The organism is Halostagnicola sp. A-GB9-2 (assembly GCF_030068615.1).
Lineage (GTDB): Archaea > Halobacteriota > Halobacteria > Halobacteriales > Natrialbaceae > Halostagnicola.
Genome location: NZ_JASJOC010000001.1, coordinates 998,412 through 1,024,434, shown reverse-complemented (window position 1 = coordinate 1,024,434; position 26,023 = coordinate 998,412). Strand labels below are relative to the sequence as shown.

Here is a 26,023-nt window from a genome sequence, read left to right as displayed (position 1 = left end):
TTGTCACGGATAACCGAGGGTAACAACGGGATCGCCTGCCGCATCGGTCTCGAGTCGGAGGACGATTGTCGTTTCCTCGCCGCTGCCGCCGAGCTCGACCGTTTCGTTTTGCGTTGAGTCTTCGGAGACGATCGGCGCGTCGATCGTTTGCTGGCGTTCGCTCCGTCCATCGACGCTGTAGGAGACGATGCTCGTCTCGTTGTGAACGCGATCGATACGGACATAGTCAGCAGGAACTGTCGTCAACGAGTCATCCGGAAACGTGAGTGTGACCGTCCGTTGCGGAGCGAGCGTACCGTCGTGGGAAACCTCTTCGTTCTCGAAGAGCGAAACCGTTGCGTCCTCGAGATCGCTTACGTCACCCTCGAGTTGTCGCTCGGTTTGGACGCCAGCAACGAGATCGATTGCCGGAACCGATAGCACGAGTAACGCAACGGCGAGAATCACCGCGAGAACGTACCTGATCATGTCGTATCAGTCCCGGCGACCGATTCGCTCGGTCTGGTTCATGCAGTCTGTGGATGCGTTTTCCTACTTAAAATCGTAGAATTCTGGGAAAGCTACCGGAGCACCACGAGAGCGACAGTTCATAACGGAGAAATCGTCAACGCTCGGTATGAGCTTCGTAATCGGCCGGGGTGCGGACCTCGAGGACGGCCCCGTCGGCCACCTCGGGAGTTATCGTGCCCTCGATGGCAGTACTGGCGCTGATCTCCACTTCGATCTGGATGGCCCTCACGCGATGTTAATCGTCGGAAAACGCGGGTACGGAAAGTCGTTCACGCTCGGTGTCGTCGCGGAAGCACTCTCCCGAGCACCCGGTGTCTCACCAGTCCTCATCGATCCGATGGGCGTTTTCGAGACGCTTGAGGCACCAACTGAGAGAGGCACTGTCTCTGCAACCGTCCTCGAGCGCCCGACCGTCGATCCGGGCGTGCTTGATCCAAAATCGTGGTGTGCGTTGCTTGGCCTGAGTCCCGAAAGCGGCGCTGGCGGACTACTCTGGCGTGGCGCACAGGAAACCGAAACGATCGACGAAATGCACGATCACATCGAGCAAGCCGATGCCCCACGTTCCGATGTGCGAGCGGCGAACAATCATCTCGGCCTCGCATCGTCCTGGGGTATTTTTGATACCGATGGTATCACGCCGGCGGACCTCGCCGGACCCGATGTAACTGTTATCGACGTCTCTGGCACCGATTCCGCACCGATGAACGCGGTCTGTCGAGCAGTTGCAGAGGCGCTGTACAGCGCTCGAGTGACCGGTTCGATTGACCGGTTACCGTGGCTCCTGATCGACGAAGCGCACACGTTTTTCGACGGTGTCGCCGCCCCGGCACTCGAGACGATACTGACGCGCGGTCGAGCACCGGGCGTGAGCCTCGTTTCGGCGACCCAGCGACCGAGTTCCGTCCCCGATGTCGGCATCTCTCAGTCCGACATCATCGTCTCTCACCGACTTACGTCCCGGACTGACCTCGAGGCGCTCGAACGCGCTCAACCGACGTACGTAAACGCCACGCTCGAGGAGCGGATGCCCGAAGCTCCGGGGGAAGTCATCGTGATCGACGACGCAACTGAGACCACCCACGCCGCGCGGATACGGTCGCGAGAAACGCCACACGGTGGGGACAGTCCGCGTGCAAGTCACGTATTCCCGGAGAACTGAACTGAGACACGGCGATCGTGCCAATCCTCGATCGGCGCTATAGTTTAAGTACCAAACCGGAACCAACGCCGGTATGAATCGCGACCTCGATAATGCTGTAAACGGTGGCTCGCTGGTAACCGCTGTAGCCAGCTTCCTTTTACTGACGTGCTTCTCGAGTCGCTCGCGAACCCGAGCAGTTGCCGATAGCTCGTTTCTATCCAAGAGCGCGACAACAAACGGCGTCGACGACACTGGTACTCCCGCTTTCCGTGACCGAAACACTCTCCTGAGAGGTGGCTATGTTATTCCGTCGATCGAATAGGGGCCAAACTGAGCCACTCGTTGCCCTCGTTGCCGTCTCCGCGTTCATCGTCGGAATCGGAATCTACGGCGTGTACGTCACCGACACGCTGCCGGGGACAAGCGATCGAACGCAGGAAGAGACAGCCATCGATCGAGTTTGGGCTGACCTCGAGGAAAGCGCCACGTTCTACGCTCACGACGAATCCCAAAACGTTGCGAGCGAAATCGAACCGACATCGATCCCGAACGGGGAAAACATGGCCGTTTCCGTCGAGGTACACACAGACGGGGGGCCGAAGCGGATTGCCGAGGCGCGGTTCGATGCCGACGGAGACGCACGTTCGCTCGAGAGCGTCGACGACTCCCCCCAGGATGCCGGCGTCGCTGAGCGGTTGGTTCCGGTAACGGTGGATCGCCAGGCGGCAGTTCGAGCTGGAACGCTCCGAGTCGAGGTGTGGTCTTGATGAGGGGTGCGTCAAATCGTGGCGTGAGTACCGTCGTGGATATCACACTCGCGTTACTCCTGATTAGTGCGAGCGTGCTGTTGATCGGGTTTCATCTCGACAGCTCCGATGAACCCGTACCGGATGACCGCGCCGATCAGGTCCTCCAGAGTTTGAGTGCGACGACCAGCTCCGTCCTGTACGATATCACCGAGGAGAACGGGGCAGGCGTTTCGACACTCGAAAGCGAGAACTTCGAGCCTCCCGGAGACCTCGATTCGGCGGAACGCGAATCGGTCTACGAAGTTGCAACGTATGGCTCTTCTATCGGCCTTCTCGCGGACGCGGCACTCACGAATCTTCGGATCGACGGGAGCCAGCGCTTCGCCTACGGAGATGCCTACGAAGACGCCGTTGATCACTCGATTCGGGGAACACACGTCGGCGGCGAGCATCACTTCTACGCAGTAGCGACGTGGGCTCCCTACGACGGCGCGTCACTCAACGGAACTGCGACGGCTGGCCGACAGCCACCCTCCACCGGTGACGTCTCGAGCGCGAGCACGACGGTTACGAGCGGCGTTCCGGAACTCGACCCCGAAGAACTGGCGCGTGAGTTCGAACGCGAAGAAACGAGCGACGTTGGGACACCGTTCATCGACGATGCCGACACCGATGGGTTCGACGCTGTTGCAACCGTCGTCGCCGAGTCGATCGTCGAGGGCTATTTCCCGTTCGAAAACACCCAATATTCCCTCGAGTCTTCACTCACCGAACGTTCGGTGACGGTCTACAACTACAAACAACTGGCAGATCCGGTGGACGTGACTGTCGACGACCACATTAGCGGGACCTCGCCTGATACGGCGACAGCAAACGAAACGCTCGTGGGGGATATCGACGCCGACAATGGACTTGGCGATTGGATCGCAACAGATATGCGAAACGGACCAGTCGGCGAGAAAATAACCCAGACCTGGCACGACTCAACTGCGGACAACGTCGTCGAACGGCTCGAGGAGACGTTCGAGGAAGTCACTTCGCCGGAGACGATCGACGTGACGGTTCAGGCGTGGGATCCATGAGTGGGCGTAGACGAACTCGCGGATCAGTTTCGATAGATCTCGATGATCGTGGGCGAGTTCCCTTCGCGCTAATCGCCGTATTGCTCTTGCTCTCGAGCGTGATGATCGTTGCAACGCTCGAGACTCGGCCCGACCCGACTACCGATCGAGACACGGAGATTGCGATGGACCGAGCCGTGGCGCAAGCCCAGGGAGAGCTTCGGACCGCGGTTCTCGAGGCGAGTTATCGGGCTGGAATGGCACCGATCAACTCCTCTGCAGAGAGCGAAGTCGATGCGATTGCCGACGCGGACGATCGGGACGAACGGTTCGAGAACTATGTCAAACTGCTCGTTTATCTGGAAGCGACGGACACACTATCGAACGCAGGTGGCGACGTTCGGTCGGATGTCACGGCGAACGTGTCGATCCCCGCTGTCACATCATCCGGAGATGACGAGTCGATCGATCCAGACGAAGCGATCGATCGGGTCGATCTCGATATCGGCCATTTCGATGCTGATGTCGAGACAGGAACCGTCGCGGCGACGGTCGAAGCGGTCGAATTCCGCGCTTCCCGAAACGGAGGCACGGAGGTCGAACAGAGTCGTCCAGTTACAGTAAGTGTCGGGACGCCAGTTTTCGAGCTAAACGACCGGCTCACCGAGTACGAAACCCAACTGAACAGCGGGTTCTTCGACGAATCGATCGGCTCGAGTCTGGATGGTCTTGGCCAGCATCTGGGCGCTCGCCTCTACCCGTTCGCCTACTTCAAAGCCGGTTGGGATCGGATGCAACCGACTCGAGGACCCGATCAGCACGATTTTGAGGAGGTAATCGACGTCAAGCACACTGAAGTCCTGGCAAATCACGCGATATTCGACGTCCAGAACGACGTCTTCGGAACGCAAGACCCGTATGCGGACCGAACGATGCGACCCGGATTCATCTGTCTGGCTACGCAAATCGGCAACGATCTCGCGGGTGGCGATAGTTCCGACGGAACCGAACAGCTCGTCGATCAGGCCGAGGCCGACATCGGAACCGATGCTGAGGGGGTCGAAGATGGGACGGTAATTGATGATGTCAAAGAACAGCTCTGTGACGGCGGTGAAGTACAGGAGTGGCTGTTCGGAGACGAAGCAACCGGTGAGCTCCCTAACATGCCGGATCTGTCCGACCTCCTCGTCGACGGGCTCGGTGAAATGGACGTGATGGACGGAACGGAGGAGGTGCCACTCGAGGATGTCGCTCAGGCAGCGTACATGGAGTACTCCGTCGAAGAAGCCCAAGACATCGTCGGGTGGATGGAAGACCGGACGAGCGATGAGGTAGCTGAGGGGAATATCGCGCCCGAAACCGACATCGACGACGGGAATCTCCCGGCCGGAGACGACGAGTACGATCGGAGCGTCCGGGACATCGTCGAGGAACTCTATCAGGTCGACCTCGAGCGTGAAACCGAATCAGTCCACGTTTCGGGTGGCATGCCAGATGCCGATTCTCCCGATGATCGAGCCAACTACACCGAATCCGACGACACGACCGTCGTCGATTCCGTTTCGGACATCCACGTTGATCACGACACGTTCGAAGACGGTGACTCGAGCGATCGAACCCTTCACGAAGTTAGCGCAGCGGCCGAACTCGATCTCGAGCGCTCTCAAACGTGGGAATCCGACGACCCGGAGAATGTGACACCACGGACGAAGACGTTCATTACCGACCGAACGGTGTCTCTCAGCGCGGATATCGCAATCGATGGCGAGTACGGGTTCGATCGGCAAGGCGAGTACTACGACCGTGATGAGTTCCCGGTCGAGGACCGTCCGATAGAGAGCGACTACGAGTCGGGGTACACCGACGATGACGGCTGGCGGGATAATTTCGAGGAAGGATTCAAATCCGGAATCACGGCGTTGACGACGGCGGAGACCAACGGTTCGGTACGCGCCGACTTTACTGATGACCTCGAGTCGCTCGAGGGCGAGACGATTTCCTCGACAGAGACGATTGAAGACGACACGGAAGCGATACTGCTAGACAGCGGTTCGTCGGAGATGGTCGAGTTGGACGACCTCAAACCGGATTCAGAAGACACTCTCATCAAGGAGGTTCGATCCGACCTCGAGGAGACCCACCACGGATTCCTCGAGGTCATCGACGAACACCCCTTCGAGGTCGAACGAACCGAGATGATGGAGACGCCGACGCCACCCGAACGAGCGATCGAACACGTGCAGAACGAATACGAAGACAACTTCGTCTATGACGATCTCGAGGGCGAAACTTACGAAACGCCGGCGGCGGAGACCATCGCCCAGGTGCGAAAGGCGTACTTCGATCGACTCTATTACTGGCTCGAACTCGTCGCAGAGCCCTACGAAGACGGGTTAGACGAGATGGGCGAACACGTTGACGACGCTGGTGGGAGCGGCATGGACGCACTCGATGACGTGCTCGGATTCACTCAGGATGCGTTAAACGCCGACGTGGACTACGAACCGGACGATATCGAGGGCTCGCCGGTGCTCGAGGATGCCCAGTTCGAAGCCGCTGGCTCGCCAACGTATTTGACCGCAGAAAACATCAGCGAGGACAGGGATCCGGCGGTACGTCCGGAAGACGATACGATCACCGACGTAGGTGGCGAAACCGAACACGCCCCGATGGCGATACACACGGACAACCGTGTCGGATGGCCCGGCGTACCGCTTATCCCGTACCCACCGGCGCTATACCTCGCACAGCTCAACAGCTGGAACGTCGAGGTACGCGGCGAATACGCCCGATTCGAGGTGAGTGCGACCGTCGGCGACGCCTCGAGTGGCGACCGTCTGTCGTTCGTCCGTGAACACCGACCGATCGAACTGGAACTCGAGGATGGTGAGAAAATCACCGTTGGAGCGAACAATCCCGTTGATTTCGAGAGTACGATTGAAGTAATCGTGATGATGCCTGGTGGTGTGATGGGGAGTGGTGGGGTTCCGAGTGTGGCGGATCCTGGTGAATCTATAGATGATGGGATCGAACATTGTTCACCAACATGGGATTTTGTTGGCCCAGATTACAATTCAGATAGCGTTGCTGAGTTAGAGTGCCATCCAAAATAGTTATATGCGTATAAAGTAAGAGAAAAGTCTAATATTTTATATAACTTAAATAATAAAATTGGCATCTATCTATACAGCACAATTGTGTTATCTGAATTGTCTGCATAAAGTAATGAATCTTCAAGAACTATCGGGCCGGTTGGATGTCCCGTCAACGTTGATTCCATTTCCCAATTTTTCTCACCAGTTTCTGGATTCAGAGCATTAATAACACCAGGTGAATTTACCGTTCCTGGTGTCCAGACGTAGAGTGTCTCACTAGAAATTGGCATTCTCCAGCTTGTCCTTCCTTTTAATCTTCTATTCTCCCATTCAGAAACCCGCTCTCCAGTTTCACTGTTTAAAACTGGCACTTCGGGAAGTTCTGTAGGCACATATACTCTACCATCATAAACTGTGGGTTGAGCAGGTCTAGTGTTCGATTCTGAGAAGTCATATAGGCTCTCCACATCACCAGATTCTATTTCAATTGAGATAACTTCCATATCCCTCACTGTATAAATTGTACCGTCAACAATACGAATATCCGGCTCTGCGCCACGAACATCATTAATCGCTTGGTTCCATAGGTTATCTCCTGAACTCCTTTCATAACCCTCAAGTAGAAAATCTTCGCCCCCTTTACGAGTCGCTACAATAATTCGTTCGCCATCAATAGCTAACGTTTCAATTTCATCAGAGGCTTGGATTTTGAGAACCTCTTCTCCTGTCTCTTCATCGATTCCGTATAGATATTCATTCGTTCGACCGTAGATTGTTTCTTCATAGATTCGAAAATTAAATAGTGTGTCGTGATCACTCGTCCAGAGTTTTTCCCCACTGTGTTCTAACGCTTCAACACCATCACCGGATACGTAAACTGCAGTATTCGAGACCGAAGGTGTAAAGATTGTATTCTCTTCTCCACGAAGATCTCCCCACTCATTTGGCTCATGCTCCCACAACGTCTCTCCATCTACGAGATCTATCCCATGGTATTTCCCCCCACGCTCACCAACGAAAACAGTCCTGTTTGCTACCACGGGGACTGTAGGACTGCTATCAACTTCCACTGACCACTCTTTTTCTGGTTCACTCTCGGGGCCGCTGTTCGGTGCAACTGCGGTATTAGCCGCATCGTAGTGGGCCATCGGCCAGACACCGTACTCCGCGTTCTCCTCGTCAAACTCACCGGGGCCGTCACCGTTCCCATCGTCTCCATTCTCGCCATCGTCGTTCTCATCATCAGCCGTACAACCCGCAAGGCCAGCTACTCCAGCCGTCGCTCCGGCACAGGTGACCAGCAAGCGACGGCGGGTCTGCGTCGATCGACCGTCAATCATGTTTCTCTGGAATCACCTATGCTAAATAATCTTTCCGGGATCAATATGGAATATTGACACGGCCGTACGAATACCCCCTCGAGTAGCACCTCCCAAATTGAGTTACTCGAGAGTACCGTACCAGTTGCTGAGTTCGTTGTTCCTCGAGCGGTCAAAAATAAACCCAACGGTAGAAGGGTTATGAAAGTTGAAAATCCGGCTACTGAACGCGGACCCGTTTACAAGCGGGTGACGTTGGTTGCGCGGGGACCTTTCGGTGCTTGTTCGATGTCGAATTCGATATCTGTGCCTTCTTCGAGGTCCGGGCCGCCAACGTCTTCCATGTGGAAGAACACGTCGTCGTCCGCGTCGTCTGTCTCGATGAAACCGTAGCCGCCTGTGTCGTTGAAGAAATCAACGTTGCCTTGCGCCATTACGATTATACCAAACCACACGACCCGTATAACAGTTACGTTATAGGATTCCTTTCGAACCGGAGATGATTGTTCTCCGAAGGTCGAGAACCCTCGAAAATAGCTCGCATCATCTCATGTTCGTTTATTATTTGTATTGTGATATTAAGTAGCTCAGAAAGCAGAAATATGATCTCTACCCTCCCTCGACCCGCTCTTTGTTCGCTGCCGTTTCATACCTTGGTAATACCGTGATAGGAACGAACGCATCCTCACGGGCGTTTTGAATAGTATCGTTTAGGTAGCTCGACCGGATAGCCGACGAGCATGACAACGACTCGAGCCACCCCGTCGATTGCACAGGTGGCACTGATCGGACTTTTCGTCACCGCGCTCGTGACGGCTCAGTTGACAGCGTCGAAAATCCTCGCGTTCGAACTCCCGTTTGCAGTTCCGATCACGGGTGCGGAACTCCTGCTTCCTGGCGCGGCACTCGCCTACGCGCTAACGTTTCTCGCGAGCGATTGTTACGCCGAACTGTATGGACGGAAAGCGGCCCAAATCGTCGTCAACGTTGCGTTCGCGATGAACTTCGTCGTTCTCCTGTTGGTCTGGTCGACGATCATTGCTCCGGCGTCGGAAACCTCACCCGTCGCCGCCGGCGAGTTCGCCGCCGTTCTCGGTCCCGCAGCGAATATCGTCGCGGGAAGTCTGCTCGCGTATCTCGTGAGTCAAAACTGGGACGTTATCGTTTTCCATCGGATCCGCGAGTACACCGACGGCGAGCGACTCTGGCTTCGGAACATCGGCTCTACGGCCAGCAGTCAGGCGATCGATACCGTCATCTTCGTCTCTGTCGCGTTCGCGATTGCACCGCGGCTGTTCGGCGTGGGGGTTGCTATTCCTCTCGAGGCCGTGCTTGGTCTGATGATCGGTCAGTACCTGCTCAAACTGGCAATCGCCGTCGTCGATACGCCGTTCGTGTACGCTATCGTCGCGATCGTTCGCTCGCGCGACGGTGATGGCGTCGAGGAACCAGCTTCGGCGTAGCTCATCGCCTTCTTTGCGGTCCAGCCGAATTCTGTCGGTGATTCGTCTCGAGCCGATCCGTACGATTTAGTGAGCCCCGGCCAACCCACGGGTATGGACGAACGTGTACGCGACCACGCCGAAGTGCTGGTCGACTGGAGCGCTCGAGTCGAGGCCGGGGACGACGTCATCGTTTCGGTCGGCCCCGAAGCTCACGAGCTAGCCGTCGCGGTCGCGGAAAAGCTGGGAGAACGCGGCGCGAACCTGTGTGCGACCTATAGCTCAGGTGAGATAGACCGTGCGTACCTCCGCGCTCACGACGGCGATTTCGACGAGGATTCGGCCCACGAACTGGCCCTGTTCGAGAACGCCGATGTCTCTCTCTCGCTCGGCGGTGGCCGAAACACGAGCGCGACTGCGGACGTGCCTGGCGAAACGCGTCAGGCCCACAGGCAGGCACGACAGGACGTTCGCGAGGCACGGTTCGATACTCGCTGGGTGTCGACGGTCCATCCGACGCGGTCGCTCGCACAGCAGGCGAACATGTCCTACGAGGAGTACCGGGCGTTCGCCTACGACGCGATCTGTCGCGACTGGGAGTCCCTGGCCGAGAAGATGAGCAACCTGAAGACGATACTCGATGAGGGGGAGGTCGTTCGACTCGTCTCGAGTGGCACTGATCTCACGATGCGAATCGACGACCGAACGGCGGTCAACAGCGCGGCGTCGGTCGCGTACGATTCGCACAACCTTCCCAGCGGAGAGGTGTTTACGGCACCCTACGCCACTGCGGGGGAGGTGACGTTCGACGTACCGATGACGCTTCAGGGAGAAACGGTTCGAAACGTTCGCCTCGAGTTTACAGAGGGTGAAGTCGTCGATTACGACGCCGAGCAGGGTGAAGCAATTCTCGGTGATATCATCGAGACGGACGACGGAGCTCGCAGACTTGGCGAACTCGGAATCGGAATGAATCGCGGTATCGATCGGTATACGGATAACATTCTTTTCGACGAAAAGATGGGCGAGACCGTCCACCTCGCGGTCGGACGCGCCTACGACGCCTGCCTTCCGGAGGGAGCCTCCGGCAACGAGTCCGCGGTCCACGTCGACTTGATCACCGACGTCAGCGAGGAATCCAGGCTCGAGGTCGACGGGGAGGTTATCCAGCGAAACGGGTTGTTCCGGTGGGAAGACGGCTTCTCCGGGTGACGCTCTTTTCGGGTAGACGGAGTCTGTGGTGTCCGATTTTGGACCCGCGCTCTGGTGTACCGTTGATTAGCATTCTACTACCGCGCCCTCGTCGGTGGGCTCCCAACCGAGTTGTGTCGCTAATATGCTCTTACACGAAGTACAGGAAAAAACCCACGACTGTAGTCGTGTGGAGGGCGTCAATGGTGGCTTAACTGAATTTAGCCGTAGTAAACTCTCCGAACGGTCCGAGAAACGACTTCATAGTAATACCCAACCGTCTCTTCTCACAGAATACCGCCTGACCGGTGGCGGCCAGTAACCGGTGGGATGGCCGTACCATCTCTTCCCGCGTTCGACAGTTGTCTGTCCGCCTTGCCGGAGGCGGTACATATCCGGCAGTACCCCCCTTCTGTGGATCGTCTCTAAGATCGACGCTGAGTGATCTCTCTCGTTCGAGCGTGTCGCTCCCGTTCGAACGTAGCGACCGTCCTTGAGTGTACCTACTGGCGGGGACGACGCTACCTCTCCGCTGTCTGTGGCCGCCAGTCGTCGGATTTCGAGTCCCGTACCGTTTTCGGTGTCTGGAACCAACGACAGAACAGGGACGACTATGCGAGAGTCACTCCGCGCCGGGATCGCCATCTACAACGACGGCGAGTTCCACGCCGCACACGACGCCTGGGAAGCACACTGGCTCGACCTCAAGGCAGGGACCGACGACGAGCAACTGCTCCACGGATTGATCCAGTTCACTGCGTCGGTCTATCACGCCCATAATGGGAACTGGGAGGGATGTACCGGACTGGCCCGAAGTGCTAGCGAGTACCTCGAGGTGCTCCCGGAGCAATATCGTGGCGTCGCTATCGAGGAACTTCGACCGTTTCTCGCCGACCTCGCCGCGGATCCGGAACTCCTCGAGCGACGACCACCGATCGATCTCGTTCACGAAGGATCCGTTCCTCGAGTGGCCGACCTCGAACCCGAAGCACTCGCTATCGCGGCACCTGTGCTGGCCGAAGAGTGGGGGTACGACGAGGCGGTTCTCGAGCAGGCGAGTTCGTACGTAGTACGTGATCTCGAGCGAGGGCGCGACGACAGTCGATTCATCTCGCTGTTGTACGATTTCGCCCGCGAAGCCGAGAACAGGGGGATCATCTACAGCCGACTCTCCGGCCACGTCGAGCGCAGGGCGGCGAAAGAATCCGACGTTGAAGGGCTGTTCTGAGTTCGAATCCGTCTTGCGCTGTTGGTTGTGTGCGTCTGGAGTCGTCGACTACTCTTCTGTCTCGACTTCCTCGCTCATCCATCGGATCGTCCCCTCGAGCATCTCCTGCAACGCCCGGGCATCCTCGAGTGTGAGTTCGACGTCCGCGTGGCCCGTGGCGTGGTCGCCCGCCATCGCGTCGACCGTAACCAGCAAGTGGCCGTCCTCAGCCGGCCGGACCGCGATGTCGGCGCGATCGGGGTGTTCGCGGGGTCCGCCGATCTCGAGGTCGTATTCGCCGCGTGTGACGCCGAGCTGTACGCGATCGGGATTCGACAGATCGAACGAGTCCGTGGAATCGCCGTCGTCGCTCATGGTCGTCGATTCGTGTTCTCGAGACATAGCTGTATGCGTCGATCGTACGTACTGAAAACCGCGACCGAAACTGCGTCGGGGTCGGAGATAACCGTCGTTCTGAGCGTCGAGCAGCCCTCTTTCTCGAGTCGCTCTCCCGTTCGAAACTAGCCGTTTGTCAGTACCTTCCTTCTCGAGTCCGTCTTAATCGTGATGGGCGGAGTTGTCCTGTGGCTCGTAGTCGAGGACCTCTCGAGCCCGCTTTAGTGAGTAGTACTTCCGATCGTTATCCGAGATGCCGTAGACGATTTCGTAGTCGTAGTCGGCCTGAATGCACCGATCGAAGAGGTGGGCGCAGTCGCGATAAGAGAGCCACATCGCCTGACCGCGCTCGTAGTCGATCGGCGGGTGCCCTTCGGTGAGGTTCCCGATGCGAACCGAGACGACGGAGAGGCCGTGTTCATCGTGGTAGTATCGTCCGAGGGTTTCGCCGGCGGCTTTCGAAACCCCGTAGAGGTTGGTCGGACGGGGGAGTTCCGTACCGTCGAGCAGGAATTCGTCGTCCGGGCGGTACATATCGGGCGTCCGCTCGTCGGTTTCGTACGCGCCGACGGCGTGGTTCGAGGAGGCGAAGACGACCTTTTCGACGTCCGTCTCGACCGCGGCCTCGTAGACCGTCCGCGTTCCGTCGATGTTGTTCGTCAGGACGCTGTTCCACGGCGCTTCCGGACGCGGATCGCCGGCCAGGTGGACGACGACGTCGATACCCTCCATCGCCTCGCGAACTGCGTCGTCGTCGGTGATATCGGCGACGACGAACTCGCCCGGGAGATCGTCGGTCGGCGGGTCACGATCGAGCAAGCGCCACTCGTAGGCTTCGGCGAGGTCGCCGAGGACCGCCTTCCCGACACGCCCCGACGCCCCCGTTAGCAGGACGGACTGTGCCATTCGTTTGGTGTGAAACACAGCGTCGATAAGTACCATGCGGTTCTGCGTCGGCGTGGGCAGGAACCAATTCCACCTATTGACGAATCCGTCTGCTCGAGTCACCGGTCGAAATACCCTCACCAGGCCACATTCTTCCCCAATCGGAATTTCCTTCCCGACCACGTACGAGTACTCGTACATGTCGACCGATACGAAACCGACGATCGCTGAGGAAGCCTGCTTCGAAGCCGGGATCAAGTTCGGCACACTCTACCATCAGTTCGCCGGAACGCCGATATCGCCCGATAGCGCACCGAGTCTCGCACGAGCGATGGAAGAATCGATCGAGAATCAGCCGCACTGTCGAGACGTCACCGTCGACGTTCAAACCGAGGTCCTCGAGGCCGAACTCGCCGAGTCGACGGCGGACTACACCGAACTGACGGGGAGATTTCTCGAGGTCGAAATCGTTGTCGACTACGAGGACTGTACGATCGTGACCCGCATGGAGATGGAAGACGGCTATCCGCTGATGGCCCTCGAGTCGGTTCGCGAACACTGAGCGTTCGGCGACCGTTCGGACAATCAACTCGCTCAACAGAGACGACGTTAGTTTCGAAACCAGGTCGCTATTTCGACAGTACCGTATTTCTTCCCCCGATTTTCACTTTCACTTTCGGGCTACCTTTTAAACCCGGGGCCCGCAAACGTGGTGACATGAGCCAAGCCTCGCTCGACGACGACGAACTGTTCGGCGAAGCCGCGACCGAAATGCGCGACGATGTCGAAGCCTCCCTCGAGGACGCCTGGGACGCCCTTCCCGACGCCGACGACGTCTGGGAGAGCGACGCCGACAACGTTCTCGGCGCGCTCAACGGACTCAAATCCGCACTCGATGCCGGTGACGCCGAGGACCACCTCCGTGACGCCAAAAAATGGTTCACGATGGGCCAACGCGCCGACGCCTTCGACGACGCCGGCGATCTCGAGGAAGAGATCGCGGATGTCGAGTCCACGATCGAGGATATGTCCGAAGCGAGCGATCAGGTCGGGGAACTCACGTCGACGATTCCGGCACTCCGGAGTAGTCTCGAGAGCGCTGACGAGGATGCGGAAGACGAAACTGACGAGTAACAGTGCTGTTCGAGACGGGCGATTCCGGCGCTCGAAAACCGAGCTAGTCCTCTATCGAAGTGTTTGACTCTCCGCCCCGGACCAATTACTCACATCTGCTCTGTGTCGATCACTCACTCGATGGCGATGTTCGGCGTTCGGGATGCGTTACGTCTCGCCCGTCGATCGCCTCGAGCAGGCGTGCGAGGCTCGTTCCCGCGAGTTCGAGCAGTTCTTCACCCAGCCTTTCCTCACCCTGGGTTGGGTCGCCGACGACGCCGTTTTCGCTGAACTCCGCCGAGTCGTGGGCGAGATTCGTGTGGCTCACCCATTCGCCCCAGGACTCGGCGGCCTCGGCTCGAGCCTCTTCGATTCGACCCTCCCGGACGAGTTCTGGTGCGATGTGTGACAGTAGCGCGGTCTCGAGTGGTCCGCCGTGGCCCATCTCGCTGGCGTGCTCGCCGACGGACTCGAACCAGGTGAACGAGACGGCGTAGGCGTCCTCGTTCCGTGAAATGTCGCTCGCGACCTCGCCGAGCGCGTCGACGTTGCCGCCGTGGCCGTTGACGAAGACGATTCGATCGAACCCGTGCGATGCCAGACTCGTTGCCGACTCGCGAACGTAGGCTCGGAACGTGTCCGGCGAGACCCACATCGTACCCGAAAAGTGGCGGTGTTCCTCCGCGATGCCGACCGGAATCGGCGGCGCGAGGACGACTTCTTCGTCGAAGCGTTCGGCCCCTTCCTCTGCGACCGATTCGGCCGTGATGAAATCGGTTCCCAGCGGCGCGTGCGGCCCGTGCTGTTCCGTGCTCCCGACAGGGATGATCGCGAGGTCCGTCTCGGAGCCGGCGAGCTCCGTCCAGGTGGCCGACCTGAGTTTCATGTTCGTCTTGAGGGCGGGTTAGCCCTTGTATGCACCGCCCGCTTTCCGTGCGAAGCCAGATCGAACAACCGGCCATCGTCGGTTCCTGTCCGCGATGGCAGGCCAAAACGGTTTCCGGATGAATGACGTTTATTCGAGCTATGACCGACGATAACCGCGAACTCGGCGTCGAACTCGGCGATCTCGGTGACGAACTCGAGGAGCGCGAGTATCCGGCCAGTCAGGACGATATTCTCGAGGACCACGGCGACGCGGAACTCGATATGGGCGAAGAGACGACGACGCTCGCGGAGATCCTCGAGCCCCTCAACGAGGACGAGTACGAATCCTCCGACGAGGTAGAGCAGGCGATCATGAATATGGTCGGCGACGAAGCGATTGGGCGCAAGAATTACAGCGATCGGACGCCGCCCGCGCCCGGAGAGGATCGACAGGATGAGGGTGGGCCGAATCAGGACGGACAGCAAGAGCAGGAGTCGTTCTGAACGGGTCCCGTGCGCTAAATCCCGTTTCAGAAGTTCGTCGGAGAGCCGTCTTTTACCGTCTCCGTTTCTCGAATTGATTGTCCCGTATCAGTCGTCGGTATTCCGCGCTTGCGTCCGGGCGGTCCGACGTTGGGCTCGCTCGATGAACTCCTGTGGGAGTTCGTCGATTTCGCCGGCCTGAACACCCCAGAGGTGGGCGTACAGCCCGTCGTTCTCGAGGAGTTCGTCGTGTGGGCCGCGTTCGACGATCTGTCCTCCCTCGAGGACGACGATCGTGTCGGCGTCTTTGATCGTCGAGAGGCGGTGTGCGATCGCAAACGTGGTTCGATTTTCGGTGAGTTCGTCGATCGATCGCTGGATGAGCATTTCCGTCTCGGTGTCGACATCGCTCGTCGCCTCGTCCAGAACGAGGATGTCGGGATCTTTGAGCACCGCGCGGGCGATGGCGACCCGCTGGCGCTGACCGCCCGAGAGCTTGACGCCGCGTTCGCCGACCATCGTGTCGTAACCGTCGGGCAAGTTCTGGATGAACTCGTGGGCCTCCGCGGCTTTCGCGGCCTCGACGATCTCCTCGCGGTCGGCGTCGAAGGTACCGTAGGTGATGTTCTCCTCGACGGTTCCATAGAAGAGGTACGACTCTTGACCGACGTAGCCGATCGATCTGCGCAAACTCGGCAGCGAAACTTCGCTGATATCCTGTCCGTCGATCCGGATCTCACCGTCGTCGACATCGTAGAGCCGAAGTAGGAGTTTGAGGACGGTGGATTTTCCCGCTCCCGTCGGCCCGACGAGCGCGAGCGTTTCCCCGCCCTCAACCTCGAAACTGATATCGTCGATGATCAGCTCTGTCTCATCGGCCGGCGGATTCATTTCTTCGGCCGGTGCACTCGCCTCGGTCGAATCGTCATCTGTGGTCGGTTCCAATTCTCGCTGTCGATCCGACTGCGGAGCGCCCTGTGATTCGTACCCTTCGTAGCTAAAGGAAACCGAATCGTACTCGACTCGACCGTCCCGGACCTCGAGGTTGTCTGCACCCTCCTCCCGGTCGATTCGTCCCGTCTCGTCCATGAGTCCGAATATCCGCTCGCTCGAGGCTTCGGCTCGCTGATACATGTTGATGACCTGCCCGAACTGGGCCATCGGCCAGACGAGCTGTTGGGTGTAGAGGATGAACGCCACGAACACGCCCTCCTGGAGGGTGCCGGTGAACGGGCCGGGTCCGCTCCCCATGAACACCCAGTAGCCGCCGACGACGAACGTCAGAACGAAGCCGACACCCGAGATGAGCTGCAACGCGGGGAAGAACTTGATTCGAAGGTTGATCGCCTCCCAGTTCGTGTCGAAATACTTTCTCGAAACGTCGTCGACCCGTCCTGACTCGAACCGTTCGGTGTTCGAGGATTTGATCACCTGAATCCCGCCGAGGTTGTTCTCGAGTCGGGAGTTCACTTTACCGACGCTCGAGCGCACGGCGGCGTACTTGGGTTGAATCTTCTTGACGAAGATGTAGGTGAAGACGCCGATCAGCGGCACGGGCGCGAGCGATATCAGCGCCAGCTGCGGATTGAGCCAGAACAGCAACGCACCGATACCGACGACCATCACGACGAGTCTGAACGCGGAGTTCAGTCCCTCGTTGAGAAACCGCTCGAGTTGGTTGACGTCGTTCGAGAGGACGGACATCATCTCGCCGGTCTGTTTGTCCGAGAAAAACTCCATATCGAGCCGTTGCATCTTGTCGTAGGTCGCGGTTCGAACGTCGTGTTGAATATCCTGCGAGAAGGCGTTAAAGCCCCAGTTTCGGACCCAGTGGAAGATCGATCCCAGCACGAACGAAATCGCGATGGCGGCGGCGACGAACCAGAACTGTCCCGTTTGGGTCGTGGGGAGCCACGCTTCGGGTAAGACCACGAGCGGGATCTGCTCGGCGAACGCCGCGTCGTTGAAGATGGCGTCGATGGCGACCGCGAGCAACAGCGCGGGCAAGAGATCCAGCGCCCGCGCGAGAATACTCGAGACGATCCCGACGGTCACCGAGAACCAGTACGGCCGTCCGAACTCGAAGAGCAGCCGTCGCATCGGGTTCTCGATGTTTTCCCGTTGTTCTTCGAAGGGATCGTCGTCGTCCCAGTCGACACTGCTCATTGAATCCGCTGAATGGACCGGCGGCAATAAGCGTTACCTACGAATCGAAACACCAGTTGGTGAAACGCTCCGAGCATCCGGACTCACAGGGACTCGAGATCATTCGTATTCGATGTCGATCTCGTCGCCGACACCGATTCCGCGTTCGTCGGTGTAGCCGCCCCGAACCTCGAGAACCCACCGTGCCTGGCCCGAGTACTCGAGGTCTTCGCCGTCCTCGTCGGCTTCCGGCGCTCGCGCCTCGTGGATCGTCGTAACCGCGCCGTCGCCGTCGACGAAGATAATGTCGATATCGAAATCCATCTCTCGCATCACATAGGTCTGCTCGCTCTCGCGTTCGTGGACGAACAACATGCCCTCGTCGCCCTCGAGCGAATCGTGGTCGCTGAGTCCGGTGTAGCGCTCCTCCCAGGTGTCTGCAACTTCGGCGTCGACGGTCGCTCGAGGCTCGCCGTCGCCGTCGGTGATCGTCACTGTCGCGTGATCGCTCGCCCAGGGAACGGCGAGGATTCCGACCTGAACGAGGACGAAGGCGACGACGAGTGCGAGTGCGACCACCAGAAGGAGTCGCGACGCACGATCCGTATCCATCACTGTTCTTTGCGCGACGAGAAAGTAAAGGTTATTCGCACGGACCGGTTTCGAGTACGTACGGGCTCGTGGTCTAGCTGGTTATGACGCGGCCTTTACAAGGCCGAGGTCGGTGGTTCGAACCCGCCCGAGCCCATTTCTGGGACGAACGATAGTGAGTCACAGAAATGTATGCGAGCGGCGGGTTCGAACGAGAGAAGTCGTATCGCGAACGAAGTGAGCGATCGTCTTCGCGTTGTTCGAACCCGCTTGAGTCCTCATCGAATACAGCCATCACAATGGAGGTATCAGTTGAGGCTACCAGAGGCGACCTCTAGACGGCTTTGGGACGGAACAGACCTTCCGGTCGTACGCCCAGCTTATCCTCCGCGAACTGGGAGAGCATCTTGGCTACTCACCGCCACCACTGCTAGAGCGTCTGATCGAAGATGCTCAGAAAATCCATAAGCAACGATCGATTCTCCAAGAGAGGCTCGTTACCCCTATCCAACCGACTGCTGAGGCTTTGATAAAGACCAATGGTCGGAAAAGTAACCTAACTATGCGTTCTATATAGAGTGAATAAACGGCGCTGGACACTGTGTTCAGGATAATCAAGAACAATTAGAACCGCTTATGTGATACTGAGGTAACATTATGATCATGGCATTCCAAGCGTTCATAGGAGTCGAATTGCTGATATTTGTAGGGATTATTCTAATCAACCTTGCTGTTATTTACTCCCTGTATAAAATATTCAAGAATGTCTATTCTCTCCATGGTTGATAAAATCAGTTATACGACACTACCCTTCCAAGAAAATACGCCAGGATCGGGCACACACGGCGTCGCTGAGCGTGCGCTTGATCACCGAACGGGCCGTCTCTGGTCGCGATCCAACGTCGTCTCGAGCAGGGATTGGATACCGACGAACTCGAAAACGTCGTCAGTTGGAGGGGCTCGATGTGGCAACTGTTCGAGTTCAGGTTTGAAGATGGAGCGCTCTGGAGTTTGCGGCCGGTGGATCTGCAAATTCCGGCGAATGGCGCGACAAATATGATAAAATAAAAGACATGTAGCGTGACCGTAGCGTGAGTAGTCAGTGCTTGAGCTTGGCGACGTTCTCTCGAATCTGGGTAATAAGTCCGTCTCCGGTTTCAGCCTGAAGCGCCGCGTTGAGGGTCGAGTTTTCGGGTTCGTCTTTGACCACGAGTCGAAGGTACGGCTCGAGGTACTCGAAGTTGTCGTCGAGGACGACCGTGTGGTTGCTCTCGTCGTGGTCGACGACGCCTGAGTCATCGAGTTTCGGAACGTGGCACTGCACGGACGAGACGTAGACGCTCTTGTACTGGTTTTTCGCGACTTCGTCCGGTGGGAGGTTGTGTTCCCAACCGGCGACCTGTTCGGCGAGTTTGGAGAGTTCGATGGGGTCTTCCTGTCCACGGAGTGCGTAGAGAAGATATCGCCGTCGGCGATTTGCCAACAGCTCCAGTATGGTGTCTGCGGACAGGTTGGTGTCTTCCTGGTTCGTGGTAAGCCCCTCCATAACAAGATATTACCACCCAGTCCGGAAAAGGGTGTCTTGAATATCTAAAAATCCGACAGACGGCGACTTGATTGACCGGAATTCGAGGATGTTCAATCAATGGCTAATGTCGGAGTGGAATACCACTCGATGGATGTGAATGCTGGTCCGTAACATGGCGGGTAGCATTCGAAATCCTTTTTTGTACCATCAACGGAGTGTGAGTCGAGCCGCCTTAGCTCAGACTGGGAGAGCACTCGACTGAAGATCGAGCTGTCCCCGGTTCAAATCCGGGAGGCGGCATTTCTCACCGCGAACAATTCGTGAGCGGTGAGAATGCGATCCGAGCGGATTTGAATCAGGGAGGAGCTTTGCTCCGACCGTGGTTCAAATCCGGGAGGCGGCATACTTTTTGCGAAATCCGCGAGCCGCACGTATGCATTCCCACGTGTCGACATCCCGATTCGACGCGACTTTCGCCGAAACCCTGCTCCGCTCGAGTGAAAACCAAACCGTTGCCGTTCAGTTCAACGAAACGGATGGAACGTTCGAATTCCGGAAACGCTGGTAACAGTTTCGCTCGAGCCGCACTCGAGCGTTTCACGCCCCTCGTTTCTGACAGGCACCTCTTCGCCGGGATAGAGTATCGCGCCGGGGTAGGTATTGAGAGATGAATAACGAGAGAAGTCAAAGCGACACGATCCGAGGTGGATGTCCTCACGATTATTCGGGTCGCAGTGTATTCTATGGTGTTTCGGAGCCCGCTCTACGCTTCGAATCGTCTCGAGTTCTCTGCCACTAGTCGACGACGCGGTCGGAGAACGGCGTCGTTTCGACTTCGGATTGGTGAAGCGAAACCGATCTCTCTTTAATTCGACCCAGGAACGAAATTCATATCAACTAATCTGGCGGTATGGGCGGGTTTGATGGGGTCATTCGACGTCATTTCGCACTGCATGACATCTGTTTCCATGAAGGATGTTAGCAAGTACTTCGATGGGGGAAACACCGTCGCGAACTATCGTCTCAACCTCGACGTTGCCGACGGCGAGTTCCTCGTCATGTTGGGGCCCTCGGGCTGTGGCAAGACGACGGCGCTTCGACTCATCGCGGGGCTCGAGCAGCCGTCGGATGGCGCGATATACTTCGGTGACGAGCGGGTCAACAGCCGGTCACCCAGCGACCGAAACGTCGCGATGGTCTTCCAGAATTACGCACTGTACCCACACTTGACGGTCGCAGAAAACATCGGTTATCCGTTGAAAGTCCGCGGGATACCGCCCGACGATCGGGATCGGAAGGTCGAGGAGATCACGGAGCTACTTCACATCGAAGATCAGGTCGACAAGAAACCGGGGGCGTTGAGCGGTGGGCAGCGACAACGGGTGGCGCTCGCGCGCGCTATCGTCAGGGAGCCGTCGGTATTTCTCTTAGACGAGCCGCTGTCGAACTTAGACGCCAAGCTCCGCCAGGAGATGCGTATCGAGTTGAAGCGTCTCCAGAACGAACTCGACATCACGACGATCTATGTGACCCACAATCAGGAGGAGGCGATGAGCATGGCCGACACGGTCGTGGTCATGAATCAGGGAACGATTCAGCAGATTGCACCGCCTCAGGAGCTATACAAACGACCCCGAACGGCGTGGGTTGCCCGGTTTATCGGGTCGCCGCCGATGAACCTGTTCCAGGGGACCCGCCACAACGGATCGATCGACCTTGGCGAAGCAGGTACCGTCGAACTAGACGGCGTGATGGATGCCGATGAAGCGGTTGTGGAAACGGCTAATCAGGACGACGCGAGTGCGGCCAGCGTGTTGGCGAACAGCGCCCAGGGCGATGTCGCAGTTGGCATTCGACCGGAGGATCTGGCCCTTTCGGCTACGCAACCGTCGTCGGGGAACGTGATCGAAGGGACGGTAGACACTATCGAACCGATGGGCGAATACATCCTCGTCAACATTTCCGTTAACGACCAAATCGTGAACGCAAAGGTGTCGGAGTGGACCGTCTCGACGGATGAGCGAGTCTACCTGACGTTCGACGACGACGACGCCTACCTGTACGACGACAACGGCGAGTTGGTGGGCTGAACCAAGAGGTCAGAAGTCACAGACTCATGAGCTTACGAGATCACATCGATGGCTTCACTGGCGATCACAAGCTGGGCGAGGACCTGAATGTCGACCGCGAGAAGGCGATTGCTATCGCGGTGTTTCTCGTTCCTGGGTTGACTCTCTTCATGATCTTCTCCGTCGGCCCGATCGTCTACTCAGCGATCGGGAGTTTCTACGCCTGGGATACCTTCACGATGCAGGACTTCGTCGGGCTGGACAACTGGATCCGGTCGCTCACCGATCCGCTCATTATCCACTGGTCTAACATACGGGAGTTTCAGTACCCGATGGGCGCGCTCACCCACAATCTCCTCTGGGTCGTCGTTCACGTGCCTGCGAGTACGTTCTTCGGTCTCGCACTGGCATTGCTGTTCGCCGATTTGAAAGGGCGCCGAATCCTCCGCTCGATGGTTTTCGCGGGCTTTACTGTCCCCCCGATAGTCATCGGGCTGGTCCTCATGTTCATCTACGATCCCCAGGCCGGGATCTTCAACGAGTTGCTCCGGGTGCTCGATCAGGGGCAGTGGGTCCGCAACTGGACGCAGTCGCCGCAGGTGGCGATCTACGCACTCATCGCGGGCGGAATCTGGGTCCATACCGGATTCAGCATGTTGTTGTACAGTTCGGCGCTTTCTGCTATCGATCCGTCCCTGATCGAGTCGGCCAAAGTCGACGGTGCCGGCCCATGGCGACGGTTCTGGGACATCATTTGGCCGCTGGTCAAGCCGGTGACCGCCGTGGTCGTCATTATGGGGATCATCTGGGTGATGCGAATGTTCGATATCGTCTACGCCGCCGGAGGCGCCGCAGGCGGGCCGAATCACGCCTACTCGGTGCTGGGTATCGAGGTGTATCGGGCCGCATTCCGGCCGGAGATCGACTACGGGATGGCGATGGTGGTAGCGCTAATTCAACTGTTCATCGTCGCCCCGCTCGCGCTGTACATCGCTCGAATGAACTGATCACACATGGTTGAAGACAACGCACCCGATTCCCGGACCGATCGTGACGCGGGCACCGAAGCGAAATCCGACGGCGGACGGTACCTGTCGGTCGAGGAGATACCGGAAACGGCACCAACGGCCGACCTCACGTGGCAAGAGCGGATCGCCAACGTCGTTCCGTCGAAGCGTCGAGGGCTCAAGTATGTCGTCGCGATCACCATCGCTCTCCTCTGGATCGTCCCCTTCATCGGGCTGTTCATGGCGTCGATCCGCCCGCTCTCGGAGATTATCGGCGGCTGGTGGCATATCGAAGGAATGACGATCACGTTCGAGAACTATTATCAGGCGTGGAATCACTCCACTGCGCCGATGAGTGTGGCGCTTCGCAACACGTTCATCGTGACGATCCCGGCTGTGCTGGTCGTAATGTTACTCGGGGTGATGGCGGCGTATCCCTTTGCTCGATTCGAATTCCCGCTGAAGACGACGCTGTTTTTCCTGATACTGCTAATCATGGCTGCACCACCGGAGCTCGTCGCGATGGGCAATTACAACGCCCTCCAGCGGTTCGGTCTGTTCGACACGTACATGGGGTTGATACTGATCCACATCGGTTGGGGGCTCGGGTGGGTCGTGCTGTTCTTGCGAAACTACCTGCTCGGCATCCCAAAAGAACTCGAGGAGGCCGCACGCATCGACGGGGCCTCGCGATACCAGATCTTCAGGACGATTATTCTCCCGCTCTCGACGCCCGCGCTCGTTTCGGTGGCGGTCATCCAGTTCACCTGGGTCTGGAACGCCTTTTTCTTCCCGCTGGTGTTCATGCGCTCGCCCGAACTCTACCTCGCGCCACAGGCGCTTCCGTTGATGCGCGGACGCGTCCAAGTCGAGTGGGGTATCATCGCCGCCGGATCGATCATGACGATGGCCGTGCCGGTGATTCTATTCCTCTTGCTCGAGCGGTACTACAAGCGCGGAATGGTCGCTGCCGTCGCGGATTGATCCCTTTTTTGGCTTCGAACCGCAATTCACCGCTACCTGTCGATAATACCGTTATCTGCGCTCAGAATGAGCCTGAAGCTGACCCTCGCAATTCGGTACCTATGGATGCGAACCGAACTTTTGCTCTGCGGGTGCGACGGAGTCGCTCCCACGGCAAAATCTTCAAAAGAGCGCTCGCGCTCTTTTGGACTGGGCGATTCCTTCGGAATCGCTTGCAGTCGGCGCCCTGCGCCGACGACCTCGCGGAATCTTCGATTCCGCTTAGCTTCGATGAAAAGCACGGTCGTTCGAGACGGTTTGCCGTCTCGTTGATGACGAAAGACGCTCGCGTCTTTCGAACCACGTCACCCCCTCATTCGCGCCGTTGGCGCGGATTCGAGGGTTCCTTGGCCCGCTCGCTCACTCCGTTCGCTCGCGGGTGCTAGCGGTAAGTCCTTGTCCTGTACTGAACGTGGATCGCACGGCGAATGCTGAATACTAAAACCGTGTTACAATCGACTATTACAACGGCACATACCCTGCTCGTGTCGCGCCAATGGTCACGACGATCACGAGCACGTTTGCGAGAAAGAACAGCCGCGATGACATCCAGGCGAACGACAGCAGGACTGCGATGGGGAGTGCGGCGATGAGCGCCGGCCAGAACCCCCGGATCGCGAGCGTGGCGAAAAACGCCGTTGTGAATACGTACAGAACGTCAACGGCGACGGCGTTGGCACTACTTCGTTGCATCTCCTGACCGACGACGATGACTGACTCAAGCACGCCGTCGCTGTCGCCGCCGTTTCCAGCGTCGTCGCTACCGAGGCCACCACTTCCGTCGCCGTCATCATCGTCGCTAACTGCAGCCACGTTACTATTGGTCCCCGACAGTCTCCTGTAACACGCCATTGAGTGATTCCACGACCGGCTCGATGTCCTGGTCCGGTTCCGCCCAGAGTCCGAGCAGTTGCGACCAGAACTCCGCCTGGAACGGGTCGCCTAACGCGTCATCCAAGTCGGGCACGAGTTCGACCTCGTCCGTTTCCTCCGAAAGTTCCTGCATAACCTCGAGGTCGAAGGCGTCATCCGGAACATCGAGGGCCGTGGGGACGAAGCCCCCGCGTTCGGTCCAGACCTGTTGACCGTCGGGCGAGATGGTGGCTTCAACGGCCTCTCTCGCCGCATCGATGTTCGACGCGTACGTGGGAACGGTAAACCAGTTGATGCTCGTCACCATCGCCTCAGAGCCGGGGAGCATGAAGTAATCCAGGTCCTCGGGGTCCTCGATCGCGCCGAACGCCGGCGTCCACGATCCCATGAAGTAAAGCGGCGTCTCGTTCTCCCAGAAGAACTCGTACTGGACGCCGAAGTCCCGTACCTCGCTGAAGTATCCCTGTTGAAGGAGGTCCTGTAGTTCCTCGAAGGCGGTGACGACGCGGTCGTCAGTGAACTCGGCATCGCCCTCGATGAGGTCCTGTTGAAGCTGAGCCCCGTCGTCCTGTCGGAGGATGAACGCTTCCGCCACGTCGCTCAAGGGCCAGCCGTCGCCGTTGCCCGAGGCAAGCGGCGCTTCAACGCCCTCGATGCCGTCTATTTCGTCGAGTAGACCGAGGAACGCGTCGTAATCGTCCGGCTCCTCGAGGCCGTGTTCGTCGAAGAACGACGGTCGATACCAGAATCCGGGTTTGATATCTCCGCCGAACGGAGCGGCGTAGACTTCGTCGTCGACCGCCACTGTCGCGTGGTCGGTGGTGAAATCTTCTTCGTCCCACAGGTCGCCCAGTGGCTCGAGGTGGCCCGCTTCTCCGTCTCTTCGAACCCGTCCTTCGGTCGGCAACACGACGATGTCCGCCGGCGCGATCCCCGTCTCGTAGTCTATCAACGTCTCCGTCAGGATGGTCTCGGTGTCTCGCGGCTCGTACGTGATGTCGAGTCCGGTTTCCTCCTCGACGTAGTCGACAACGGTGAGAAAGTCTTCTTCCTCGTCGTCGGTCCAGACGGCGGTCACCGTAATCGCCTCCTGTGCACTCGCCCCGCCAACGCTTCCTAGTCCAACCAGTACGACAGCTCCGCCACCAACACCACGGAGTACTCCGCGGCGGTCGATGTCTATGGTTTTGTCTCCCATACGATCCGTAGGCCGATCGTAATCTTAATAGTTTTCCACATGTCGATGTAATTACTGGAATCTATACAGTCGATTTTCAATATAGGTTGGCTTGACCAAGCGTTAGGCTCCCTCCACTCGTACCCTT

24 protein-coding genes, 2 tRNA genes and 1 pseudogene are annotated in these 26,023 nt (G+C 58.0%); 16 read left to right on the top strand and 11 right to left on the bottom strand.

Translation table 11 applies throughout. From position 1 onward, the window contains the following. Nucleotides 1-3: 3 nt before the first annotated feature. Entirely contained in the window at nt 4-468 is a 465-nt protein-coding gene (locus QNM96_RS05135) for a hypothetical protein (RefSeq protein WP_283834928.1), read from the bottom strand. Between the two features lie 148 nt (nt 469-616). Here QNM96_RS05135 and QNM96_RS05130 point away from each other — a divergent pair, with 148 nt between their 5' ends. From QNM96_RS05130 to QNM96_RS05115, 4 genes are all read left to right on the top strand, one after another. Continuing rightward, complete coding sequence (locus QNM96_RS05130; protein WP_283834927.1) at nt 617-1,672, top strand: ATPase; 1,056 nt, start codon at nt 617-619, stop codon at nt 1,670-1,672. A 281-nt stretch (nt 1,673-1,953) separates the two neighbouring features. Continuing rightward, entirely contained in the window at nt 1,954-2,421 is a 468-nt protein-coding gene (locus tag QNM96_RS05125) for a hypothetical protein (RefSeq protein ID WP_283834926.1), read from the top strand. Continuing rightward, on the top strand, nt 2,421-3,485 hold the full coding sequence (locus tag QNM96_RS05120) for a hypothetical protein (RefSeq protein ID WP_283834925.1): 1,065 nt from the start codon (nt 2,421-2,423) through the stop codon (nt 3,483-3,485). The genes QNM96_RS05125 and QNM96_RS05120 overlap by 1 nt, the downstream gene beginning before the upstream one ends. After that, nucleotides 3,482-6,577, top strand: coding sequence for a hypothetical protein (locus QNM96_RS05115; RefSeq protein WP_283834924.1), 3,096 nt, complete (start codon nt 3,482-3,484; stop codon nt 6,575-6,577). The genes QNM96_RS05120 and QNM96_RS05115 overlap by 4 nt, the downstream gene beginning before the upstream one ends. 65 nt (nt 6,578-6,642) lie before the next feature. On the opposite strand, the gene QNM96_RS05110 is transcribed toward QNM96_RS05115, so the two are convergent. Both QNM96_RS05110 and QNM96_RS05105 read right to left on the bottom strand, forming a co-directional pair. Next, entirely contained in the window at nt 6,643-7,899 is a 1,257-nt protein-coding gene (locus QNM96_RS05110) for a PQQ-binding-like beta-propeller repeat protein (RefSeq protein WP_283834923.1), read from the bottom strand. Between the two features lie 218 nt (nt 7,900-8,117). After that, nucleotides 8,118-8,312, bottom strand: a complete 195-nt coding sequence (locus tag QNM96_RS05105; protein WP_283834922.1) for a cold shock domain-containing protein — start codon at nt 8,310-8,312, stop codon at nt 8,118-8,120. Nucleotides 8,313-8,618: 306 nt separating this feature from the next. Here QNM96_RS05105 and QNM96_RS05100 point away from each other — a divergent pair, with 306 nt between their 5' ends. From QNM96_RS05100 to QNM96_RS05090, 3 genes are all read left to right on the top strand, one after another. Next, on the top strand, nt 8,619-9,341 hold the full coding sequence (locus QNM96_RS05100; protein ID WP_283834921.1) for a queuosine precursor transporter: 723 nt from the start codon (nt 8,619-8,621) through the stop codon (nt 9,339-9,341). A 93-nt stretch (nt 9,342-9,434) separates the two neighbouring features. Next, nucleotides 9,435-10,532, top strand: a complete 1,098-nt coding sequence (locus QNM96_RS05095) for an aminopeptidase (protein WP_283834920.1) — start codon at nt 9,435-9,437, stop codon at nt 10,530-10,532. Nucleotides 10,533-11,124: 592 nt separating this feature from the next. Then, entirely contained in the window at nt 11,125-11,739 is a 615-nt protein-coding gene (locus QNM96_RS05090) for a DUF309 domain-containing protein (RefSeq protein ID WP_283834919.1), read from the top strand. A gap of 48 nt (nt 11,740-11,787) precedes the next feature. Here the strand turns inward: QNM96_RS05090 and QNM96_RS05085 are convergent, their stop codons facing one another. Together QNM96_RS05085 and azf are read right to left on the bottom strand one after the other, a co-directional pair. Beyond that, nucleotides 11,788-12,093, bottom strand: a complete 306-nt coding sequence (locus QNM96_RS05085; RefSeq protein ID WP_345782517.1) for a hypothetical protein — start codon at nt 12,091-12,093, stop codon at nt 11,788-11,790. A gap of 183 nt (nt 12,094-12,276) precedes the next feature. After that, on the bottom strand, nt 12,277-13,020 hold the full coding sequence (azf, locus tag QNM96_RS05080; RefSeq protein WP_283834917.1) for an NAD-dependent glucose-6-phosphate dehydrogenase Azf: 744 nt from the start codon (nt 13,018-13,020) through the stop codon (nt 12,277-12,279). 178 nt (nt 13,021-13,198) lie between these two features. Between azf and QNM96_RS05075 the strand changes: the two genes are divergently transcribed. Both QNM96_RS05075 and QNM96_RS05070 read left to right on the top strand, forming a co-directional pair. Beyond that, nucleotides 13,199-13,561 (top strand): dihydroneopterin aldolase family protein, encoded by a 363-nt coding sequence (locus tag QNM96_RS05075; protein WP_283834916.1) that lies wholly within the window; start codon nt 13,199-13,201, stop codon nt 13,559-13,561. 155 nt (nt 13,562-13,716) lie between these two features. Beyond that, complete coding sequence (locus tag QNM96_RS05070; protein ID WP_283834915.1) at nt 13,717-14,133, top strand: DUF5790 family protein; 417 nt, start codon at nt 13,717-13,719, stop codon at nt 14,131-14,133. Nucleotides 14,134-14,242: 109 nt separating this feature from the next. On the opposite strand, the gene QNM96_RS05065 is transcribed toward QNM96_RS05070, so the two are convergent. Next, complete coding sequence (locus tag QNM96_RS05065) at nt 14,243-14,998, bottom strand: creatininase family protein (RefSeq protein WP_283834914.1); 756 nt, start codon at nt 14,996-14,998, stop codon at nt 14,243-14,245. Nucleotides 14,999-15,138: 140 nt separating this feature from the next. Here QNM96_RS05065 and QNM96_RS05060 point away from each other — a divergent pair, with 140 nt between their 5' ends. Continuing rightward, nucleotides 15,139-15,483, top strand: a complete 345-nt coding sequence (locus QNM96_RS05060) for a hypothetical protein (RefSeq protein ID WP_283834913.1) — start codon at nt 15,139-15,141, stop codon at nt 15,481-15,483. Between the two features lie 87 nt (nt 15,484-15,570). Here the strand turns inward: QNM96_RS05060 and QNM96_RS05055 are convergent, their stop codons facing one another. Together QNM96_RS05055 and QNM96_RS05050 are read right to left on the bottom strand one after the other, a co-directional pair. Further along, a complete protein-coding gene (locus tag QNM96_RS05055; protein ID WP_283834912.1) occupies nt 15,571-17,628 on the bottom strand; it encodes an ABC transporter ATP-binding protein in 2,058 nt (685 codons plus the stop codon). Nucleotides 17,629-17,727: 99 nt separating this feature from the next. Further along, a complete protein-coding gene (locus tag QNM96_RS05050) occupies nt 17,728-18,219 on the bottom strand; it encodes a DUF192 domain-containing protein (RefSeq protein ID WP_283834911.1) in 492 nt (163 codons plus the stop codon). 62 nt (nt 18,220-18,281) lie between these two features. On the opposite strand from QNM96_RS05050, the gene QNM96_RS05045 reads away from it, so the two are divergent. Both QNM96_RS05045 and QNM96_RS05040 read left to right on the top strand, forming a co-directional pair. Beyond that, nucleotides 18,282-18,355, top strand: a tRNA-Val gene (locus tag QNM96_RS05045). A 201-nt stretch (nt 18,356-18,556) separates the two neighbouring features. Continuing rightward, nucleotides 18,557-18,775, top strand: a pseudogene (locus QNM96_RS05040) (hypothetical protein); the annotation flags it as partial. 522 nt (nt 18,776-19,297) lie between these two features. On the opposite strand, the gene QNM96_RS05035 reads toward QNM96_RS05040, so the two are convergent. Next, complete coding sequence (locus QNM96_RS05035) at nt 19,298-19,744, bottom strand: hypothetical protein (RefSeq protein WP_283834910.1); 447 nt, start codon at nt 19,742-19,744, stop codon at nt 19,298-19,300. A 208-nt stretch (nt 19,745-19,952) separates the two neighbouring features. Between QNM96_RS05035 and QNM96_RS05030 the strand changes: the two genes are divergently transcribed. The 4 genes from QNM96_RS05030 to QNM96_RS05015 all read left to right on the top strand — a co-directional run bounded on the left by QNM96_RS05030 (nt 19,953) and on the right by QNM96_RS05015 (nt 23,786). Continuing rightward, nucleotides 19,953-20,026 (top strand) — tRNA-Phe (locus tag QNM96_RS05030). A gap of 668 nt (nt 20,027-20,694) precedes the next feature. Next, on the top strand, nt 20,695-21,816 hold the full coding sequence (locus QNM96_RS05025) for an ABC transporter ATP-binding protein (protein ID WP_283834909.1): 1,122 nt from the start codon (nt 20,695-20,697) through the stop codon (nt 21,814-21,816). Nucleotides 21,817-21,842: 26 nt separating this feature from the next. After that, complete coding sequence (locus QNM96_RS05020) at nt 21,843-22,802, top strand: sugar ABC transporter permease (RefSeq protein ID WP_283834908.1); 960 nt, start codon at nt 21,843-21,845, stop codon at nt 22,800-22,802. Between the two features lie 6 nt (nt 22,803-22,808). Continuing rightward, entirely contained in the window at nt 22,809-23,786 is a 978-nt protein-coding gene (locus QNM96_RS05015; RefSeq protein WP_283834907.1) for a carbohydrate ABC transporter permease, read from the top strand. A 501-nt stretch (nt 23,787-24,287) separates the two neighbouring features. Here the strand turns inward: QNM96_RS05015 and QNM96_RS05010 are convergent. Then, nucleotides 24,288-24,638 carry a hypothetical protein gene (locus tag QNM96_RS05010; protein ID WP_283834906.1) on the bottom strand — a complete coding sequence of 117 codons (351 nt, stop codon included), beginning with the start codon at nt 24,636-24,638 and terminating at the stop codon, nt 24,288-24,290. Nucleotides 24,639-24,642: 4 nt separating this feature from the next. Beyond that, nucleotides 24,643-25,896 (bottom strand): ABC transporter substrate-binding protein, encoded by a 1,254-nt coding sequence (locus QNM96_RS05005; protein ID WP_283834905.1) that lies wholly within the window; start codon nt 25,894-25,896, stop codon nt 24,643-24,645. Nucleotides 25,897-26,023 lie beyond the last annotated feature (127 nt).

Bases quoted from the DNA above. Each gene is read 5' to 3' on its own strand.
- QNM96_RS05135 (WP_283834928.1), bottom strand. From the start codon at position 468: ATGATCAGGTACGTTCTCGCGGTGATTCTCGCCGTTGCGTTACTCGTG.
- QNM96_RS05130 (WP_283834927.1), top strand. From the start codon at position 617: ATGAGCTTCGTAATCGGCCGGGGTGCGGACCTCGAGGACGGCCCCGTC.
- QNM96_RS05125 (WP_283834926.1), top strand. From the start codon at position 1,954: ATGTTATTCCGTCGATCGAATAGGGGCCAAACTGAGCCACTCGTTGCC.
- QNM96_RS05120 (WP_283834925.1), top strand. From the start codon at position 2,421: ATGAGGGGTGCGTCAAATCGTGGCGTGAGTACCGTCGTGGATATCACA.
- QNM96_RS05115 (WP_283834924.1), top strand. From the start codon at position 3,482: ATGAGTGGGCGTAGACGAACTCGCGGATCAGTTTCGATAGATCTCGAT.
- QNM96_RS05110 (WP_283834923.1), bottom strand. From the start codon at position 7,899: ATGATTGACGGTCGATCGACGCAGACCCGCCGTCGCTTGCTGGTCACC.
- QNM96_RS05105 (WP_283834922.1), bottom strand. From the start codon at position 8,312: ATGGCGCAAGGCAACGTTGATTTCTTCAACGACACAGGCGGCTACGGT.
- QNM96_RS05100 (WP_283834921.1), top strand. From the start codon at position 8,619: ATGACAACGACTCGAGCCACCCCGTCGATTGCACAGGTGGCACTGATC.
- QNM96_RS05095 (WP_283834920.1), top strand. From the start codon at position 9,435: ATGGACGAACGTGTACGCGACCACGCCGAAGTGCTGGTCGACTGGAGC.
- QNM96_RS05090 (WP_283834919.1), top strand. From the start codon at position 11,125: ATGCGAGAGTCACTCCGCGCCGGGATCGCCATCTACAACGACGGCGAG.
- QNM96_RS05085 (WP_345782517.1), bottom strand. From the start codon at position 12,093: ATGAGCGACGACGGCGATTCCACGGACTCGTTCGATCTGTCGAATCCC.
- azf (WP_283834917.1), bottom strand. From the start codon at position 13,020: ATGGCACAGTCCGTCCTGCTAACGGGGGCGTCGGGGCGTGTCGGGAAG.
- QNM96_RS05075 (WP_283834916.1), top strand. From the start codon at position 13,199: ATGTCGACCGATACGAAACCGACGATCGCTGAGGAAGCCTGCTTCGAA.
- QNM96_RS05070 (WP_283834915.1), top strand. From the start codon at position 13,717: ATGAGCCAAGCCTCGCTCGACGACGACGAACTGTTCGGCGAAGCCGCG.
- QNM96_RS05065 (WP_283834914.1), bottom strand. From the start codon at position 14,998: ATGAAACTCAGGTCGGCCACCTGGACGGAGCTCGCCGGCTCCGAGACG.
- QNM96_RS05060 (WP_283834913.1), top strand. From the start codon at position 15,139: ATGACCGACGATAACCGCGAACTCGGCGTCGAACTCGGCGATCTCGGT.
- QNM96_RS05055 (WP_283834912.1), bottom strand. From the start codon at position 17,628: ATGAGCAGTGTCGACTGGGACGACGACGATCCCTTCGAAGAACAACGG.
- QNM96_RS05050 (WP_283834911.1), bottom strand. From the start codon at position 18,219: ATGGATACGGATCGTGCGTCGCGACTCCTTCTGGTGGTCGCACTCGCA.
- QNM96_RS05035 (WP_283834910.1), bottom strand. From the start codon at position 19,744: ATGGAGGGGCTTACCACGAACCAGGAAGACACCAACCTGTCCGCAGAC.
- QNM96_RS05025 (WP_283834909.1), top strand. From the start codon at position 20,695: ATGAAGGATGTTAGCAAGTACTTCGATGGGGGAAACACCGTCGCGAAC.
- QNM96_RS05020 (WP_283834908.1), top strand. From the start codon at position 21,843: ATGAGCTTACGAGATCACATCGATGGCTTCACTGGCGATCACAAGCTG.
- QNM96_RS05015 (WP_283834907.1), top strand. From the start codon at position 22,809: ATGGTTGAAGACAACGCACCCGATTCCCGGACCGATCGTGACGCGGGC.
- QNM96_RS05005 (WP_283834905.1), bottom strand. From the start codon at position 25,896: ATGGGAGACAAAACCATAGACATCGACCGCCGCGGAGTACTCCGTGGT.